This window comes from Lacrimispora sanguinis (assembly GCF_044987295.1).
GTDB lineage: Bacteria > Bacillota > Clostridia > Lachnospirales > Lachnospiraceae > Lacrimispora > Lacrimispora celerecrescens_B.
Window position 1 is genome coordinate 2,355,538 of record NZ_CP173277.1, and the last position, 18,254, is coordinate 2,373,791.

Consider the following 18,254-nt stretch of genomic DNA (forward strand, 5'->3'; position numbering starts at 1 on the left):
CTCCAAACTTTTCTGTTACTATTTCGCTGCTTCTTCCAAAATCTTTTTCGCTTCAGGCACAAAGCTTGCTGCTGCTTCATCAGCGGTTGTATCACCATAACGGATTGCTTCTACCACGCTCTTGGTCAATGCTTCCACTTCACCCTTGCCGGCTGGATCTGGAGCATCAATCGGAACTGCAATCTCTGCAACTTTTGCAACATAGTCAAATACCTTCTGTGCAACAGCATCTACCTTTGGTTTAATTGCATCCGCTACCTCAGTATTAACCGGGATTCCTCTTTCTGCCATAAGAATTTCATTGCATTCTACACTGTTCGTGAACCAGTCAATAAACTTTGCAGCTTCTTCTTTGTTTTTGGAAGTTTCAGCAATGGAGAAGAACTGGCTTGGCTTTAAATACATATTCTGTGAATCTTTTGTCAGAACCGGGTTCATAGTTACTTCTAACTCTCTTCCGGCTGCGTTTGAAAGGCTGATAAACTGATTGGAATATGGGAAGTCATTCCATGTAGTTTCATCTACAATCGGTTTTGTTTCAATGTTATCCGGGTTCTTCTCAACAAGAATATCTGGTGCAATGGAGAATTCTGCCTTCTGGAATTTCTCTACATTGGCGAAATGAATCTTTGTAGAATCTTCTTTGCCAGCCATTAACTCATCGAATATATGGGAACCATTGGCTCTTGCTGTCATCTGCAGCATATTGATCCAGCCGTCGTAAACGGTCTTAACGCCTGTCTTCTCGTAAATAGTTTTGGAAATATCATATAATTCATCATAGGTCATCTGCTCAGGAATGGTAACTCCTGCTTTTTCTACAATGGCCTTATCATAAACCATCAGAGGTGCATTACTTCCAAGGCTGAGAGCATAGCAGTTTCCATCGATAGAGCCACTCTCAATGATGCTTGCCGGAATTTTCGAAGTATCAATAATGCCGGAGGAAATAAATTCTGATAAATTAGCCAGCTGTCCGCTCTTCTGGTACTGGTTTAAGTAGGAATAGTCCATCTGGATGATATCCGGTAAGTTGCCGCCGGCTGCCATAGCAGAAAGCTTATCCCAGTAACCGCCCCAGTCAGTAAACTCAACCTTGATCTCTACATTTGGATTTTTACTCATGTATAAATCCGCTGCTTTTTTTGTAACGTCATTTCTGGTCTGATTGCCCCACCAGCAAATGTTTAAAGATACCTTATCCCCTGATGCTGTCTTTGCGCCGTCATCTGCCTTTGTGGTTGCTGCCTCTGTTGCCGCGGCAGCTGTCGTTGCAGTATCCACTTTTTCTGTTTTGGAACCACAACCAGCTAAAGATGTTGCTGCAATTAATGCAGCGAGTGATGTTGCTAGTAATCTCTTTCTCACTTGTTAAACCTCCCTTTAATTTATTTGTGATATTCACATTTTATGGCAAATATGCACAACGGTAAAGTTAAAATGTGGCTTTTTATGATTAAAAAAACAGCTTTATGTGATATTAGACGGTTTTACAATTTCTTTTTTTAACTTTTTACTATATAATACGATTACTGAGGAAAGGATATGTGATTATGAAACGATGTACGCTCTGGTTTAACAATCTGTCTTTATACAAAAAAATATTGACTATTTTCCTGCTGGCTCTGCTGGCTGTTTGCATTACCTTCCTCATCAGTATCAGGATACTCACCTCCCGCTATAATGAGGAACTATACCGTACCAATGCAAATTCCTTAAATCATGTAACAACGTTTCTGGAATCGGAGATGCAGGTGATCCAAAGCCTATCAGACAATATGATCGGTGACCCCATCTTTCAGGACAATCTGGTGTTTTTAGCGGATAACCCTTACAGCAACCGACGGGCCCTGGCACGCCGGGATATTTACCAGCAGCTTTATTCCTATGTTTACCGCAGCAAATATATAAAATCCATTAACATTATTCTGGCTGACGGGACGAATATCTGTATGGGAAGCTCAGACGAAATCCTTAAATTCAATGTAAATGAGCTTGACGAAATAACCAGCAGTCTAAAAGGAAAAGCCACCTGGGCTCCGGCAATGGAACCTGGAGACGATACGGTATGTGCCAGACAGATATTAAAGCTGAAATATTTAAACCTAAAAAAGCTGGCCGGGCTTTACATTACGGTGAACATGGAACGAATGATTGAGGATGGCTTAAAAAGTGCCGGAAGCCTTGAGGAAAACTCCAATTTCATCCTGATGTCAGGGGAAAAGAGAATCTACCCTGCAACTGCTTTTCACGACGCATACTGCGCGGAAATCATTGCCGGCAACAAGCAACAGGAAAACGCCTATCTCATTTCCACACTGGACAATAAAAAAGAATTTATTATTTCCGGCCATGTTCCCTATGTGGACTGGAATTACATTTATTTCAGGGATTACGATCCTCTTTTTTACAGGATTCAGCTTATAAGCTTTCAGATTCTTTTCTTTACTTTTTTTATCATCTTTATTAATGCAGCCTGTGTTAACCTGATTTTCCGCCATATCTTCCGTCACCTGGACTATCTGATTGAGAAGATCCAGAAGTTCGGCAGCGGGGAGTCTCCGGCCTGTAACGTGAAATGCTATGACTATGAAAACCGCCAGGATGAAATCGGCCAGCTTCACCGGAGCTTTGATGATATGACCCACAGCGTTAAGGTCCTGCGGGATGAAAATTATGACAAACAGCTTTTGTTAAGAGATTCCACAATCAAGATGCTCCAGCAGCAGATCAATCCGCACTTTCTTTATAACACCTTGGATACAATCAACTGGATGGCGCAAAAATACGGAGCCGATGATATCTCTGTTATGGTCCGCTCCCTTGGAAACTTATTCCGTGCATCCATTGCCGGACAAAAGGATATCATTCCTCTGGAAGATGAGCTGGAGGTGCTGGATAATTACATCCGCATTCAGGAGATACGTTTTAAGGACAGGCTTCACTTTGAACTTAAAATACCGGAAAAAATTTCCCATATTTTCGTTCCTAAACTCTGTATTCAACCCCTGGTTGAAAACGCCTTAAAGCACGCCATGGAGGATACGGATGAAATGTGCATGATACAAGTCGTCATAGAGGAAATGGAAAAGGACTATGAGATCCGGGTGTCCAACACCGGCTCCCGGTTTGAATCGGATCTTTTAGAAAAGATCAGGAACAAAGAAATCACGCCCCAAGGTTCTGGTGTAGGCCTGACCAACATTCATTCCAGGTTAAAGCTGCTCTATGGGGATCATTATGGCCTGAAATTTTATAACGAAAGAGAAATGGCAGTAGTGATGCTGTCAATTCCTAAGGGAGAGGAGATTTGATATGCTGAGACTGATGATTGTAGATGATGAACAGATTATAAGAGAGGCCCTTTCTCAACTAATCGACTATGAATCCATCGGCTATGAACTCATCGCTACTGCGAAAAATGGAATGGAGGCATACGATATTATCTGTGACGATTATCCGGATGTGGTGATTACGGATATCCGAATGCCGATCTTAAACGGCCTGGACTTAATTGAGCGTTCTATAAAATCAGATTCCCATATTACCTTTATCCTCTTATCCGGGTACAATGATTTTGAATATGCCAAACAGGCCATGAAATACGGGGTTCGTTATTATCTTTTAAAACCAACAGATAAAAATGAACTGATCGAATCTTTGGTTTCCATAAGGAAGGAACGTCTTCAGGAAGAGGACAGCAGAAAGCTGCAGCAGCAGGATTTTTTAAGAAGCCTTCATTTTCCCTTGGAGCAGAGCTTTATTATGGAGGCATTGGAACACCAGGATTCCTTTCCTGCCGTATTCCGTAAATACCAGGTCCTTTTAGCCCTTCCTAAAAACTGCATTTATGCCTGTATCTGTTCTTTTGTGGAAGAAGGCTATATAAAAAGCTTTATCAGTGACGTCAGAAAGATTTTAGAGGCTTCCAAGGTTCCTATGCAGTTCTCTATTGTTTATGTTAAAAACACTGCAGTTTTTATATTCCCGGCTTTTACTCTGGCAATACAGGAACGGATCGAAAGCGCCATAACCAGGCTCCGGTATCCCGGCCAGTCCGTCACCTTTGAGGCAGAATTCCTCCATAGGGATTCAGCCGAGAAACTATTTCAAGAGATCATACAGAAGATTTCCCGTTTTGAACGAATCCTACTTTTCAGCGAAGGGGGTGATGTCCATGAAATCAGAAACCATATTGCTTCCCCTTGGATGATCAGAAGACTGGAGAACTCGATAACCACTGCAGAGGATATCGTACAGGCTGCTGAGCTCATTGACTCCGTTTTTATGGACTCCATACCTTTATCTACCGCCAGAAACCTAGCATTAGGCTTATTCCTTCAGATAGGCCCGGAGCAGGAAAAACTTCCTGTAGATGCTGCTTGTGATTTTTTCCGGCGCCTCTATTCCTGTGACACGGTATCCGGAATCCGGGAGCTTCTTCGTGTGGTATTGGTCCGGAAAGACGGCGCATGCGGAACCCATAAGACAGGCTCCAACATCGCTCTTTTAAAAGCCTACATCAGAGAACACCTATACTCTGAAAATCTCTCCTTAAAGTGGCTGGCTGAGAATTATCTTTTCGTAAGCGTTGGATACTTAAGCAAGCAGTTCGTAAAGGAAGAAGGGATGCGTTTTTCCGATTACTTAAATAAGGAGCGGATGGAGGAAGCCATCCGGCTGATGACCTATTATCAGAATGATAACGTAAAGCACATTGCCCGCCAGGTAGGATTTGGCAGCAATCCCCAGTACTTCAGTCAGGTATTTAAGCGGTATACCGGCTTCCCGCCGACCGAATATATAGAAAAGCTAAAAAATAAACTTTAAACAAACATGGAAAAAGGAGAAAGACAATGATGACAAATGAACAGCTGCTTGAAAAGATCCATCTGGTTGTGGAGAAACTGATGAATCTTGGAGGATATGACTATGATAAAGACAAGAACGTCAGCAGCACTGATACAAAAAAAGGGCTTATCCAAAGAGATTTTGGAATAGAGGAATGGGACTGGCCCCAGGGAGTCGGACTGTATGGCTTATATAAGCTCCAGGAATTTTACGGAGACAGCCGGTATCTTCCATTCTTTGAGAGATGGTACAGCGGACACCAGAAAAAGGGGCTTCCTTCCAAAAACATCAATACCACCGCTCCGTTTCTTCCCCTGTCCTTTTTATACGAAAGCCTTAACAATCCGGAGGAATTTTACAATCTATGCGTTCAGAGGGCGGACTGGCTCATCAACGACCTTCCAAAAACTCCGGACAATGGTTTCCAGCATGTGACCAGCGCCATCGGAGACCGGAATGGTGTAAATTTAAACAACGGACAAATCTGGGTAGACACTCTGTTCATGTCCGTGCTTTTCTTAAACAGAATGGGATACATATCCGAGAACGCCCTTTGGAAAGATGAAGCTCTCCATCAGTTCCTGGTCCATATCAAATATCTCTTTGATAAACAGACCGGCCTCTTCCATCACGGCTTCAGCTTTGAGCGCATGGATAATTTCGGAGGCATCTTCTGGTGTAGGGGAAACTCCTGGTTTACCTACGGAATCATGGAATACTTAGATACCTGCGGGGACGGCTTAGACAAAGGGGTGAATGCCTTCCTGATCGACACCTTCAAATCCCAGGCCTCCGCCCTTTTACGCCTTCAGTCCCCATCCGGACTGTGGAACACGGTTCTCACCGATGATTCCAGCTACGGCGAAGTCTCCGGCTCTGCAGCCATTGCAGCCGGGCTTTTAAGGGGTGTAAAAGCAGGAATCCTTGACAGCTCCTACAAGGCTGCGGCTGACCGGGCCATTGAAGCCATTTGTGCCAATATTTCGGAAGATGGAACGGTGTTAAATGTATCGGCTGGAACCGGAATTGGCATGGATTCCGATCATTATAAGAACATTGCTATCATGCCTATGGCCTATGGACAGGCTCTTGCCCTGACCGCTTTGTATGAGGCCCTGGAAAAGCAATAACATCCGGCTATTCTGCCCGGAAAAGAAAGAAGAAACATGGCGTTACCCTTGCCATGTTCCTTCTTTCTTTTCATTAAACCTTTCCGCCCTCTTATGACTAAGTCTCTCCCCCATCCTTTCTGTATTTTAACGGCGTCACATCCGAATGCTTTTTAAATACCCGTTCAAAATAAGTAATGCTTTCAAATCCAAGGATTTCCGATATTTCCGTAATAGAGTACCTACTGTTTGCAAGTAGTTCTTTCGCCTTTCTCACTCTGGCCAGGTTCCTGTATTCATTTACCGAAAACCCAGTTACCTCCCGAAAGATTCTGCTTAAATAGGATTTGCTGATAAAAAAAGCCTCCGCCAGCTCCTCTAAGCTCTCTCCTGTCTCGCAGTGAAGCGTTAAATATTCCGCCACCTCATGCACCTTTCCATGCTTTGCAGTCTGAACCGTAGGAGGCATCTCCTTGAGTACGGTCTTCTTCCTGCTGCGGTAGACCATCAGTAAAATCTGGGAAAGCTTCAGCCTTACCATGATCTCATACCGCTCTCTCCGGTGAATCAGTTCCTCTGAAATCCCCAGCAACAGCCCCTTCATTTCTTCCCATTCCTCTTTCGAAAGCCTAGCCACACCATAATAGTCTCCAAACAGCTTCTCAAGAGAAGAGACCCCTGTCTGCTTAAGCCATGGCTCTAAAACTCTCCCGCTTAACTGGAGAAGAATCCGGTCATGCCTCCTGCTTCCAGCCTGGCTCGTTTTATGGACCTGTTCCCGGTTTATCAAAACTACATCCCCTGTTTTTACATAATAGGTTTCTTTCTCGATGAAATAGTAACGTTCCCCTTCCAGGAGAAAATAGAGTTCGTAGGTATCATGAAAATGCTTCATTGTCATAGAATATTCCTGGTCCCGAACCACCTCGTCAATGGTGATTCCCTCCATGCTTTCCGAAAATACGGTTTTCTCCATTCCAGCCTCCAAAATAGTAGCCAAAAGTATGATTTTATTAAAAAAAGCACCAATTATATAAGATTTATAATACTATAATCCATTATAATATAACTTATCTGAACTTGCAATGCAAGCTATTCCTGAACTTGCAACAGCGTCCAAGAAACCATTTACATAATAATTCTTTTAACAGGAGGAAACCCTTATGAAATATGCAAACAATCAAGTCAGCGATCTTAAGATCGCCTATATCGGAGGCGGCTCCAGAGGCTGGGCCTGGACCTTTATGACGGATCTTTCCATGGACGATTCCTTAAGCGGAACAATCCGTTTATATGACATCGATGAGGCAGCCGCAAAAAATAATGAAATCATCGGCAACAAACTGACAAACAGGGAAGATACCACCGGAAAATGGAATTACGTCACAGCCACCTCCTTAGAGGAAGCTTTGACGGGCTGTGACTTTGCAGTCATCTCTATTCTTCCAGGAACCTTTGATGAAATGGATTCAGACGTCCATCTTCCTGAAAGGCTTGGTATATATCAGTCCGTAGGCGATACCGCCGGCCCCGGAGGAATGATTCGTGCCCTCCGCACCATCCCCATGTTTGTGACTATCGCAGAAGCCGTGAAAAAATATTCACCAGATGCCTGGGTCATCAACTACACAAATCCAATGTCTCTATGCGTAAAGACCCTTTACCACGTATTCCCTCAGATCAAGGCTTTCGGCTGCTGCCATGAAGTATTCGGCACCCAGAAGGTTTTAAAGGGAATCTGTGAAGAAACCTTTGGTCTTGAAAACGTTGACCGCCGGGACATCAATGTAAATGTTCTGGGAATCAATCATTTCACCTGGTTTGACCAGGCTTCCTACAAGGGAATCGATTTATTCCCTGTTTACCGTGATTATATTGACGCTCACTACGAAGAGGGCTACAATGAGCCGGATAAGAACTGGGCAAACAATAGCTTTGAGTGCGCTCACAGGGTAAAGTTTGATCTCTTCCGCCGCTATGGCTTAATCGCTGCTGCCGGCGACCGTCACCTTGCAGAGTTCATGCCTGGAAGTGATTACTTAAAAGACCCAGAGACCGTTAAGAGCTGGAAATTCGGTCTCACCACTGTTGCCTGGAGAAAAGATGATTTAAAAAACCGTTTAACCAAGAGCCACCGGCTTGCAGGGGGCGAAGAGGAAATTGAACTGAAAGCATCGGGAGAAGAAGGAATCCTTCTCATCAAAGCCTTATGCGGTCTTGAAAAGACTGTAAGCAATGTCAATATCCCCAATTCTTTCTTACAAGTTCCCAACCTGCCGGCAGAAGCTGTTGTTGAAACCAACGCCCTGTTTAGCCGGGACAGCATTAAACCGGTGGTAGCAGGCTCTATTCCGGAAAATGTCCTTGAGCTGATCGAGCCACATGTTGCCAACCATCAGCGAATCCTGGAAGCTGCCCTTACTTATGACCGCTCCCTGGTATACGAAGCCTTCTTAAACGATCCTCTGGTAAAAGACAGGGCTGGGGAAGAAGAAATCAAAAAGCTGGCAGACGATATGATCGAAAATACTCTGGCTTATCTGCCGCAAGGCTGGAAATAGTCCTATGAAAAATAAGGAGCAGCTGCACATTTTGCAGCTGCTCCTTATTAGCTCCACATTTCGTTCTGAGCATTTTTTATTTATATAAGCGTTTATTTCTCCAGAAATTTCAGGGTAAAATGTGCCTCCCCCTGCTCATCAATCTCCATAATCATGTAGGAAGGCTTTCTCCCTTCTTGTCTGGGATAAGAAAGGCTGCCCGGATTTAAGATGGTGATCCCGTTATGTACCTCATAAAAAGGCCTGTGGGTATGACCATACATAGCAATATCAAGGCCTCTGTCCGCAGCTTCCTGTTCCAGGCGCTCAACCCCTAAGGATACATTATAATAATGACCATGGGTCAGCAAAACCCGGTACTTTCCTATCACCACTTCCCTTTCCCGGTCTAAATCCGAGAAAAAATCATTGTTTCCAAGAACCATCTGAAGCTCACAGCCTGCGGGAATCCAGCCCGCAATTTTATCTTCGCTGCCTTCCGAATCTCCCAGATGGATCAGCATGTCCAGTGATTCGGTCTCTGCAATGATCTTATGTAAACTTTCATCTTTGCGGTGCGTATCACTGACAATCAGTATTTTCATTATTCTCCCCTCCTGTAAAAGTTTCTATAAGCCGACCTTTCATGGCCTCCAGAGCCTTTCCGCGGTGGCTGATTTTATTCTTCTGTTCCAAAGTAAGCTGGGCGCTGGTTACTCCGAATTCCGGTATATAGAGGATGGGATCATATCCAAAGCCTTCTTTCCCAGCAGGTTGGTCAGCCAAAAGCCCTTCCATGGCTTCTTCCGTATGGAGCACCGTTCCATCAGGCAGCACAGCAGCAATATTGCATATAAAACGGGCGCTTCTTTCCCCGCCCCTTGCATGGGCAGCCCTGTCTAGAATATTCTGGTTTTTGATCTCATAGGAAGTATCCTCCCCCATATATCTGGCGGAAAGGATCCCTGGCTCTCCATTTAAGCAGTCCACAACCAGGCCGGAATCATCTGCAAGCACGATTCCTCCGGTTCTTTTCCACACTGCCCTGGCCTTTATCTCCGCGTTTTCCCCAAAAGTAGCTCCATCCTCCACAATATCTAGGATAGCACCGGCCTCTTTCATTGAGAGGATCTCCATTCCCAGGTCCTTAAGAATCTCCCTGATCTCCCGCATCTTTCCTTCATTTCCTGTGGCAAATACGATCTTTTTATCGTTCATCTATTCCGTCCTCCATAAAACCTTTTCACCGGTCTTTTGTGTACACCTTTAAGCACAGGTTACACCTCTTCTCTTCGGCCCGTTCCCATGTTACGCCATCAGCACTGATATAACCTTCTCCGTCTGAGATATTGACAAAGGTGCGTCCATCTCCCGAATCATACTCAATGGCTGCAGGATGGATTGCATCCGGCGTATTAATCTTTACGATAACCGCAAAGCGTTCCCCCGGGGAAAGTTCTAAGTCTTCCCGCTGATTTCCCATAAGAGGCACCGTATAGTATCCTCCATAGTCAAAATTTCCCCTGGTAAGAAGAACTTTCCGGTCGAAATCCTGACTTTCTAAAATATCAGTTTCTTTCCCCACATGACGCACCACATAAATCTCATAGGAGGTGCGGGGACCAGTCGCATAGAAACCTGCCGCTTCAATGCGCTGAGAGGTTCCGGCCTCGTAAACATTAGAAAACCACACGGTATCTTCTCCATATCCCAGCTGGCCGACCCAGCCCCTGAGATCTGACTGATAAATGTGATCATAATTATCCGTATCTTCCACAACCGAATAAACAATGTTACTTCTTCCAATATTGGAATCGTAATAGGATACATAAAAATATCCCTGGTCTCCGAATCCATCTCCCCAGCTGTTCATACAGATAAATGCCCCATCTCCCTGAACTTCCCCATGAAAGTTCTCCTTAAGATAGGCATCATCCCAGCCAATAATCACGGAATCATGGTTCGGAGGCTCCGGACCAATGTAGCAATAGGCATAGGCCTCCTCATTATAGGATTCAGACCGGATGTCCCCTTCCGCAAGGGAGGTATAAAGGGAGCTTTGAACTCCGCCATACAAAAGTACGGCCCGTTTGATTTCCTCATAATCCTTATCCGGAAGGATCTGAATCTCCTGAATATGCTTTACCGATTTTAAGCCATCAGGGGAAATGCCGTCGCCATATGGGTCATCCGCTTCCAATACCGGTCCTCTCCATGACAGCAAATAGGCCATGGACATAGTATATTCCCCTCCCTCTTCCTGGGGAATACAAAAACCATTGTTCAAAGACATGTGATCTTCTGAAAACTCATAGCTTTCACCAGGAAGCAGAGCTGCTTCCAGGGCCTGAAGCGAGGCAAAAGCCCAACATGTTCCAATAGAACCCTGGTTTTTCACAGAGGGAACCCGGCCTTCCTCTCTTCCATCATAGAAGGCCGGGAGCTGCACATTTAAAATTTCCGATTTCCATGACATACACTGGCTGTTTGTCTGTACGTTATCTGACTCTATTAAGTAATCCTGGCCTGCTTTATTTGCAGGGACAATCTCCGGACTGGAAAACCGGTATCCTGCTGAAAAACAGATGATCATCAGAAATAGGAAAAACCATCTTTTATTCTTCAACCGAATCTCCTTTTACTCTAAGAAAGTTCGATTCGCCTTTGGCTCATCGAGGCCTTGGGGGCTTTGGCCCCATAAACTGATAGAAATAGGTTTTCATCATACCATTATAAATTTTCCGGTTTTTATCCGCCTTTCTGCCAATATATTTCTCAGCTTCCTCGTAGGCAGTGATCATGTAAAGGGACCAGGCGTCAAGAGCCTTATACCGCTCTCCAATCTGCCGGTATAGATCTGGTAAATTCTTCTTTTCCTCAATTCGCTCTCCATAAGGAGGATTCGTAATAATAAAACCATACTTTTTTGGATGACTTAAAGCAGCCAGGGGTCTTTCCTGGAAGTGGATCATGTGATCCACTCCGGCTGACTCTGCATTAGCTCTGGCAGCTTTTACAATGTCACCGTCTATGTCATAGCCCTGGATATCTACTTTGACATTGGAATCCAAAAGGTCGTTCGCCTCATCCATTGTCTCATACCAGCACTTTCTTGGAATCAGGTTTTTCCAGTCCTCAGAAAGGAAAGAACGATTCATGCCTGGGGCCATGTTAGCCGCCATCATGGCCGCTTCGATCACAAAGGTCCCGCTTCCGCAGAAAGGATCTACCAGAATCCGGTCCTTGTTCCATGGAGTCAGCATAATAAGGGCTGCTGCAAGGGTTTCCGTGATCGGAGCCTTGCTGGTTAATGTACGGTACCCTCTCTTATGAAGAGAATCTCCTGTAGTATCGATGCCAACGGTCACTTCATCCTTATGGAGGAATACCCTCAGAGGATAGCTGCTTCCGGTCTCTGGAAACCACTCCACGCCATAAGCCCCTTTTAACCGCTCTACCATGGCTTTCTTCATGATAGACTGGATATCAGAGGGGCTGAATAATTTACTTTTAATTGAGGAAGCCTTAGCTACCCAAAACTTCCCATCCTGAGGAATATAATCTTCCCAGCAGATTGCCTTGGTACCCTGAAAGAGCTCTTCAAAAGATTCTGCATGAAAGCTTCCCACCTTAAGTAAAACTCTTTCTGCAGTACGCAGAAAGACATTCCCACGGCAGATGGCCTCATCATCTCCAATAAAGGTAACCCTTCCGTCTTCTACTGATGCAATGTCATAGCCAAGATCCGTGATCTCTCTTTTTAAAACCGCTTCCATGCCAAAATGACAGGGGGCGATCAGCTCAAATGTTTTTTTCACTTTATTCTCCTAAGTTCATTTCTTTTATTATATTCCCGTCAAAATCCATGACGCGGAACACCTTATCCTCCAGCATTCCATAAGTAGGAGGATTACCGCCCTTTGGAATGGATACGGAGCCTGGATTTAATATGGTAATATCTCCAAAATGCTCCGCAGTAAGGACATGAGTGTGTCCATGAAGCAGGATGTCTCCCTTTTGTACCGGAGGCAGGTTTTCCTTATTGTAAATATGCCCATGAGTGGCATAGATTGTCAGGCCGGAGACGGCAAGCAGGGCATAATCCCCAAGAATAGGAAATTCCAATACCATCTGATCCACTTCCGTGTCACAGTTTCCCCTTACACTATAAATCTGGTCCTTGTAGCCGTTTAACATGGAAATCACTTCTTTCGGGGCATATTCCCTTGGAAGGTCATTTCTGGGGCCATGGTAAAGAATGTCTCCTAACAGGATCAGCCTGCCTGCTCCGGAAGTTTTATATACATCTAACAGCTTCCTGCAAAAATAGGCAGAACCATGAATGTCGGAAGCAATCATATATCTCATAGGTTGTTTTCTCCTTTTGTATTTAATAGGTATATTTTAAGGCTAGCGGGGTATTTCTGTCAATGAATTTACCTATCCTCGAACCATATATTTTCCTTTGTAATATGCGATTCCATTGGCTATATTGACTACATTATATCCAGATTGCTCCAAATTTCTGCAGACCACCATGCTTTGTCCGCCCCTGGAACAATAAATGATCAAAAGTTTATCCTTTGGCAAGCTGTTTACCCAACGATCCATATTTTCATATGGCAAATTTACGGCTCCCTTAATATGAGACTGCCTGTAGGACGATTGACTGCGAAGATCTATAATCATAATATCACTATAGTATTCGATATAGTGATCTACTTCCCATATCGGTATGGTACTGAACATATTATCACCTGTCCTTTCTAGTAATAATATATTCCATAATTCCAGGATTGCGAAAATCATATAGAAGCAGGAAGATTTCAACAAAAAAACGCGGGAAAGGACCTCTTTGTCACTTTCCCGCGCCTTTTCTCAAGAACAATTGGATCAGCTTCCGTTATTAGTTGAATCTGTTACGGTTGTTGTCTTTGCTGGAATCACGGCTGCTGTCTCTGCTGGAATCGCGGCTGCTATCTCTGCTGGAATCGCGGCTGCTGTCTTTGCTGGAGTTACGGCTGTTATTCTGATTGTTGTTTTGATTGTTGTTCTGATTGTTGTTCTGATTGTTGTTCTGGGAGTTCCTGGAATTATCCATATTCTTAGACATATTAAATACCTCCTGTAGGCGTTTTACGTTACATCGTTAGTATGGCGTGTTTCTAAAATTTTATACAATTGTTTTTTTATTTTAAAATTAATGAGGAAATGGTATATTATTCGAAAATGTAGCCATATTTTGTAAAAATACTTTGCATTTTTATCATAGCTATATTATAATCAAAATGAGGGGTTTTCCCCTCATCCTTATTAATTATTTATACTCCCCTCAGAAACAGCCGAGATAGCTCCCCTATTCCGGCTGTTTCTCTTTTTTAGATTATTTACATCAAAAGACCCCCGGCATAAAATGCCGAGGGTCTTATATCCCTTTCCAAAATCCGGTTGTCCGCTATTTCATTAATCGCCAAGCACGTTGACGATTTTTACAGGTGCCCGATAATTCCACGGAGAAGTCTTAATACCTGTTCTATAAGTTGATGAATGCACTACTTGTCCATTACCGATATACATGGCAACGTGGTTTATGGATGATCCGCTTCCATAAAAAATCAAATCGCCCGGACGCATCTGATCTGCGCCGACTGCTATTCCCTGGGAGGCCTGTCCACCTGAGGAACGATTTAAAGTAAGGCCTGCTGCATGCTGCATCACATATCTGGTAAATCCGGAGCAGTCTACTCCTGTACGTGGATCGCTGCCGCCATAGGCATAACGTCCGCCTACAAATTGAAGAGCGTAATTAACAATGCTTTGTCTGAAATTAACAACCGTCTCTGTCTGAGTCTTAACTTCCAATGCAGCCAGTGTTTCCTCATCGGTTGAAGATACGGTTGCATTGCCGTCTACTGGCATATAGCCATATGTATCATTGATCTTAACCTTCATGTATCCGTCGCCCATATCCTGCACAACTTCAAAAGAAGATCCTTTGGAAGCGGTCATAAGTGCTTCTTTACCAGCTTCATCCTTGCTGATCGTCACATTATCTGCATCAACGGTCACCATATAGTTCCCATAACTGAGTCCTGGACCGGAAATTTCATCTGCTCTTACATCTGAAGGAACTGCAACTACCATTGCTCCGCAAAAAGCCATAAGTCCTAACGTTTTCCATGCTTTGTTTATCATCGGGAAATTGCTCCTATTTTTACTTTTTGATTTTCAAATGTTACATAAGTATTAAATTCATTACGGTTATTATACAATTATTTTATCTTTTCGTCAAGTATTATTTAAAAGTGCACGAATTTAAAATTATTTTAGTTTAAAACCCGGACAAATTTCACAGGTTTGCGATACATGACGTTTGTTACGATAATTCCGGTCTTTTCTGTGGAAGCGTGGACTACCCGGCCGTCTCCCATATATAGGGCAACATGGTTAATGGATCCATTTTTTCCATAAAATACCAGGTCCCCTGCGCGGGCATCCTCGTAGCTGACGCTGCGGCCTTCTCCTGCCTGAGACCTAGAGCTATGGCTTAAGTTTACACCAGCCGCATTTCTTAACACATAGCTGGTAAACCCGGAACAGTCCACTCCTGTTTTGGGATTGACTCCTCCATAGACATAGCGGCCACCCACAAACTGAAGCGCATAATCTACAATTTTCTGGCGCTGCATCACAGACTTGTCCACCTTTTCCTGAGTCTTCTCGATCAGGGTCGCAGCACCACTTTCTATGTAACCTTCTCCTTCCGGAGTTTTTATTTTAAGCCAGCCATCTCCTGGGGATTCAACCACTTCATAAGTCTGACCTTCCCCTGCCTGGGAAAGAGTCATTCCCGACCCATCAGCAGCTTCTCTGACAGACACAGGCATATCCATCTTCGCATAAAGTGTTGTGCTGGTTTCTACAGCAACTTCCGCTGCTTTCGCCTCTACTTGGGGAGCCCAGCTTAAGCTTGTCAAAAGTCCTAAGAGCCCCATCGCCTTCCACATTTTATTCTTCATATTAAATCTCCTGTTTTTACGTTTTTCTGTCGTTCCCGCAATACTTCGTTAAAATGTTACATAATTGTTACATTTCGAATTATATACTTATTCCCCGATTTTGTCAAGCAAAAACGGCAATTATGGCGCTTTATGCGTCATAACTGCCGTCACAGTTTTGTAATATTTCCATGGATTTATTAAATATATTTGACTTTATCGTTTCGTTCCTCTTACAAACCAGACTATGAGAAATACCAAAAGCAAGGGGCCCATAATAGGCATCAGAAGGCTGAAAATCCCTGTAACAATGCTGGCAATCAGAAAGAAAAATAAGATGAGCACCGTAACTCCCAAGAGCTTCCAGTACCATTTACTCAAGTCAATGTAATGCATACGGCGTCCGAAATTACCCGGGTCCTCATACACATTCCGGTCCGCACCGGAGTAGGATTCATAAAAAGTCCTTTCGGATCCGCTGCTCTTTGCATTTTCGTTGGCCTCTAAAATAGTCTTGGCAATCAGTCTTGGATCGCCGATGGAGGCAATCACCGCCTCTTCCGTAGAACCATTTCTCACTTCCGTGCTGATATATTCTTCATAGTACCTGATATTTTCTTCAATCACGCTTCCAGGGACTTCACCTGATAAAGCATCCCTTAAGCGCTGTAAAAACTCCTGTCTGCTCATCTGAGCCTCCTTCAATTAAGTAAATAACTTTGATTATTGTATCATCCGACAGGTTTTTCGTAAAGAAACCTTCTCTGAATAAATTCTTAAAATTTCATAATATGGCTACTCTACCTTCTCCTTAATTACACCATCCCGGTATGCCGCCACTAACTCCTTTAAGTCTGCAATCCGTTCGGCTAACTCCGCACCCTTATCCGTATCCGCCACCATGACCCGGTTCTTCATGTTTTCAACAACCGAAACCTTTGGCGTGCTTTCCTTCTTGGGATCAAAGGGCTTGTGCTCCGCAAGAGCCAGATGATTGGAATTATAAATCAGCGTATAGCCTGCAATCCCTGTCTTAGTCTGATAGGCCTTTGACAGCCCTCCATCTATGAGGAACAGCTTGCCTCCCGCTTTCACTGGGGATTCCCCTTCCTTTATTTTCACCGGAACGTGACCGTTGATGATGTGAGAGCCTTTTTTAGGAAGGCCGAATTCTTCCAATATCTTATCACATGTTTCTTCCTTCATACTAAGCCTGTAATATGGGTTCATAGGCTCCTTGTGGGCAGAAGGATCTTCAATAAAATAATGTTCAAAGGTCGTCATCTTCCCCTTGCCGTAAACCGGAGATTTGGCTCCGCACCATAGATACCACATGAAATCTCTGGCATCCTCACTCTCCGCAGAACCCTCCGGCATAAAATATGCATTTTGAGCCTTTCGGTCCACATAATCCATTAACGCCTTTCCTGAGTAAGCTTGGTGATTCACCACGATCTCTTCAAAGGAGCCGTCCTCCCTCATGGGAATGCAGCCATGGTACAGGAGGTTTGAATTGTAGCATTTGTACATACTTCCATGAGAATACAGAAAACGAATATGCTTATGAAGAAGCTCGTTATGCATGAAAGAAAGCTGAAGGGTGTGCAGAAGCTCTCCCTCCTCCTTGCTCAGTTTTAACGGTTCCTTCGGATCTACCGTTGGGAAAAATTTATCAAGCATAGGATATTCTTTACCCTCTACGGTCACAACGCCCCGGTCAAAGTCAATGGCCTCAATCAGGATCCGGTCGCTCATCTCATATTCCGGATGACGTTTTATAATCTGACCTTCTACCTTAAACTGGATGACTGCAATGGCCTTGTGCATCTTTGCCGCCAGTCCCGGATCCACCGCGTCATAGATGTTTTCATCAAGGATCTGGGGAATAAACCGATCGCACGGATCCTCCCGGTATACCCTGGCCGCAAACATGGATAAGGGACGGAGGTTGATGCCATATCCGTCCTCCAACACATCAAAGCTGTTATAGCTGATGGCAATACGCAGTACGTTGCAGATACATGCCAGATTCCCGGTGGCGGCTCCCATCCAGGAAACGTCATGATTGCCCCACTGGATATCAACATCGTGAAATTGCAGCAGTTCATTCATAATAATATCCGCCCTTGGACCGCGGTCGAAAATGTCCCCGATAATATGCAGGCTGTCAATGGTCAGGTTCTGGATCAACTCGCATAAGGCTATGATGAACTTATCTCCTACCCGGATGTCAATGATGGACCGTATGATTTCGTTATAGTATACACGTTTATTGTCATCATTATAATCCACATGAAGCAGCTCATCAATGATGTAGGCAAACTCCGGGGGCATTTTCTTCCTTACTTTGGATCTGGTGTACTTTGATGAAACCACTTTACAGATCTGTACCAGCCGGTAAATGGTCACTCTCTGCCAGTCACCGTCTGCCAGGCCCTTAAGCTCCAGCTGATTCATGATCCGCTCCGGGTAGTATATTAAATTGGCTAACGCCACTTCTTCTTTCTCTGGTATGATGTGACTGAAGGTTTCCGTGATTTTTTCGCGGATAACGCCTGAGGCACTTTTTAATAAATGGACAAATGCCTCATACTCACCATGCAGGTCACTGAAAAAATATTCCGTTCCCTTTGGTAAACCCTGAATGGCCGTAAGGTTGATGATCTCGCTGGAAGCAGCCTTTATTGTCGGATACTCCCTCGACATCAGTTTCAGATACGCCAAACTTCTCATAATACCCTCCCCTTTTCCCTGAA

The 18,254-nt window shown here is 44.1% G+C and carries 17 protein-coding genes; 4 read left to right on the plus strand and 13 right to left on the minus strand.

Annotation, left to right across the window (positions count from 1 at the left end):
- Nucleotides 1-18: 18 nt before the first annotated feature.
- A complete protein-coding gene (locus ACHZES_RS10945; RefSeq protein ID WP_353655208.1) occupies nt 19-1,368 on the minus strand; it encodes an ABC transporter substrate-binding protein in 1,350 nt (449 codons plus the stop codon).
- Nucleotides 1,369-1,553: 185 nt separating this feature from the next.
- Between ACHZES_RS10945 and ACHZES_RS10950 the strand changes: the two genes are divergently transcribed.
- From ACHZES_RS10950 to ACHZES_RS10960, 3 genes are read left to right on the plus strand one after another with little or no spacing between them, the layout of a single operon-like run.
- The gene (locus ACHZES_RS10950; protein WP_395548902.1) at nt 1,554-3,314 is read left to right on the plus strand and encodes a sensor histidine kinase; all 1,761 of its coding nucleotides are present in this window, start codon (nt 1,554-1,556) and stop codon (nt 3,312-3,314) included.
- Between the two features lies 1 nt (nt 3,315).
- Nucleotides 3,316-4,830: a response regulator gene (locus tag ACHZES_RS10955; RefSeq protein WP_154524632.1), complete on the plus strand. Its 1,515-nt coding sequence runs from the start codon at nt 3,316-3,318 to the stop codon at nt 4,828-4,830.
- A gap of 29 nt (nt 4,831-4,859) precedes the next feature.
- Entirely contained in the window at nt 4,860-5,981 is a 1,122-nt protein-coding gene (locus tag ACHZES_RS10960) for a glycoside hydrolase family 105 protein (protein WP_395548999.1), read from the plus strand.
- Between the two features lie 97 nt (nt 5,982-6,078).
- Here ACHZES_RS10960 and ACHZES_RS10965 read toward each other — a convergent pair whose 3' ends face one another.
- Nucleotides 6,079-6,936 (minus strand): AraC family transcriptional regulator, encoded by an 858-nt coding sequence (locus tag ACHZES_RS10965; RefSeq protein WP_038281229.1) that lies wholly within the window; start codon nt 6,934-6,936, stop codon nt 6,079-6,081.
- A gap of 187 nt (nt 6,937-7,123) precedes the next feature.
- Between ACHZES_RS10965 and ACHZES_RS10970 the strand changes: the two genes are divergently transcribed.
- Entirely contained in the window at nt 7,124-8,521 is a 1,398-nt protein-coding gene (locus ACHZES_RS10970; RefSeq protein WP_395548903.1) for an alpha-glucosidase/alpha-galactosidase, read from the plus strand.
- 92 nt (nt 8,522-8,613) lie between these two features.
- Here the strand turns inward: ACHZES_RS10970 and ACHZES_RS10975 are convergent, their stop codons facing one another.
- The 11 genes from ACHZES_RS10975 to ACHZES_RS11025 form a co-directional block, all read right to left on the minus strand.
- Nucleotides 8,614-9,105: a metallophosphoesterase gene (locus ACHZES_RS10975; RefSeq protein WP_038281233.1), complete on the minus strand. Its 492-nt coding sequence runs from the start codon at nt 9,103-9,105 to the stop codon at nt 8,614-8,616.
- Nucleotides 9,083-9,718, minus strand: a complete 636-nt coding sequence (gene rdgB, locus ACHZES_RS10980) for an RdgB/HAM1 family non-canonical purine NTP pyrophosphatase (RefSeq protein WP_154524638.1) — start codon at nt 9,716-9,718, stop codon at nt 9,083-9,085. The genes ACHZES_RS10975 and rdgB overlap by 23 nt, the downstream gene beginning before the upstream one ends.
- A gap of 25 nt (nt 9,719-9,743) precedes the next feature.
- Nucleotides 9,744-11,126 (minus strand): lectin like domain-containing protein, encoded by a 1,383-nt coding sequence (locus ACHZES_RS10985; protein ID WP_395548904.1) that lies wholly within the window; start codon nt 11,124-11,126, stop codon nt 9,744-9,746.
- Nucleotides 11,127-11,169: 43 nt separating this feature from the next.
- The gene (locus tag ACHZES_RS10990) at nt 11,170-12,276 is read right to left on the minus strand and encodes a class I SAM-dependent RNA methyltransferase (RefSeq protein ID WP_051835189.1); all 1,107 of its coding nucleotides are present in this window, start codon (nt 12,274-12,276) and stop codon (nt 11,170-11,172) included.
- 43 nt (nt 12,277-12,319) lie between these two features.
- Nucleotides 12,320-12,868, minus strand: a complete 549-nt coding sequence (gene yfcE, locus ACHZES_RS10995) for a phosphodiesterase (protein ID WP_038281239.1) — start codon at nt 12,866-12,868, stop codon at nt 12,320-12,322.
- A gap of 72 nt (nt 12,869-12,940) precedes the next feature.
- Nucleotides 12,941-13,249 (minus strand): rhodanese-like domain-containing protein, encoded by a 309-nt coding sequence (locus ACHZES_RS11000; RefSeq protein ID WP_154524640.1) that lies wholly within the window; start codon nt 13,247-13,249, stop codon nt 12,941-12,943.
- Between the two features lie 157 nt (nt 13,250-13,406).
- On the minus strand, nt 13,407-13,613 hold the full coding sequence (locus tag ACHZES_RS11005) for a hypothetical protein (RefSeq protein WP_084719656.1): 207 nt from the start codon (nt 13,611-13,613) through the stop codon (nt 13,407-13,409).
- 350 nt (nt 13,614-13,963) lie between these two features.
- On the minus strand, nt 13,964-14,695 hold the full coding sequence (locus ACHZES_RS11010) for a C40 family peptidase (RefSeq protein ID WP_038281241.1): 732 nt from the start codon (nt 14,693-14,695) through the stop codon (nt 13,964-13,966).
- A 131-nt stretch (nt 14,696-14,826) separates the two neighbouring features.
- Nucleotides 14,827-15,519 carry a C40 family peptidase gene (locus ACHZES_RS11015; protein WP_089995132.1) on the minus strand — a complete coding sequence of 231 codons (693 nt, stop codon included), beginning with the start codon at nt 15,517-15,519 and terminating at the stop codon, nt 14,827-14,829.
- A gap of 195 nt (nt 15,520-15,714) precedes the next feature.
- Entirely contained in the window at nt 15,715-16,188 is a 474-nt protein-coding gene (locus tag ACHZES_RS11020; protein WP_038281245.1) for a DUF1700 domain-containing protein, read from the minus strand.
- Nucleotides 16,189-16,293: 105 nt separating this feature from the next.
- On the minus strand, nt 16,294-18,231 hold the full coding sequence (locus tag ACHZES_RS11025) for a fructose-bisphosphatase class III (RefSeq protein WP_038281247.1): 1,938 nt from the start codon (nt 18,229-18,231) through the stop codon (nt 16,294-16,296).
- Between the last annotated feature and the right edge of the window lie 23 nt (nt 18,232-18,254).

Coding starts and splice junctions, on each gene's coding strand:
- ACHZES_RS10970 (WP_395548903.1), top strand. CDS start 7,124: ATGAAATATGCAAACAATCAAGTCAGCGATCTTAAGATCGCCTATATC.
- ACHZES_RS11025 (WP_038281247.1), bottom strand. CDS start 18,231: ATGAGAAGTTTGGCGTATCTGAAACTGATGTCGAGGGAGTATCCGACA.
- ACHZES_RS10990 (WP_051835189.1), bottom strand. CDS start 12,276: ATGGAAGCGGTTTTAAAAAGAGAGATCACGGATCTTGGCTATGACATT.
- ACHZES_RS11010 (WP_038281241.1), bottom strand. CDS start 14,695: ATGATAAACAAAGCATGGAAAACGTTAGGACTTATGGCTTTTTGCGGA.
- ACHZES_RS11000 (WP_154524640.1), bottom strand. CDS start 13,249: ATGTTCAGTACCATACCGATATGGGAAGTAGATCACTATATCGAATAC.
- ACHZES_RS11015 (WP_089995132.1), bottom strand. CDS start 15,519: ATGAAGAATAAAATGTGGAAGGCGATGGGGCTCTTAGGACTTTTGACA.
- ACHZES_RS10965 (WP_038281229.1), bottom strand. CDS start 6,936: ATGGAGAAAACCGTATTTTCGGAAAGCATGGAGGGAATCACCATTGAC.
- ACHZES_RS11020 (WP_038281245.1), bottom strand. CDS start 16,188: ATGAGCAGACAGGAGTTTTTACAGCGCTTAAGGGATGCTTTATCAGGT.
- ACHZES_RS10960 (WP_395548999.1), top strand. CDS start 4,860: ATGACAAATGAACAGCTGCTTGAAAAGATCCATCTGGTTGTGGAGAAA.
- yfcE (WP_038281239.1), bottom strand. CDS start 12,868: ATGAGATATATGATTGCTTCCGACATTCATGGTTCTGCCTATTTTTGC.
- ACHZES_RS10975 (WP_038281233.1), bottom strand. CDS start 9,105: ATGAAAATACTGATTGTCAGTGATACGCACCGCAAAGATGAAAGTTTA.
- rdgB (WP_154524638.1), bottom strand. CDS start 9,718: ATGAACGATAAAAAGATCGTATTTGCCACAGGAAATGAAGGAAAGATG.
- ACHZES_RS10950 (WP_395548902.1), top strand. CDS start 1,554: ATGAAACGATGTACGCTCTGGTTTAACAATCTGTCTTTATACAAAAAA.
- ACHZES_RS11005 (WP_084719656.1), bottom strand. CDS start 13,613: ATGTCTAAGAATATGGATAATTCCAGGAACTCCCAGAACAACAATCAG.
- ACHZES_RS10955 (WP_154524632.1), top strand. CDS start 3,316: ATGCTGAGACTGATGATTGTAGATGATGAACAGATTATAAGAGAGGCC.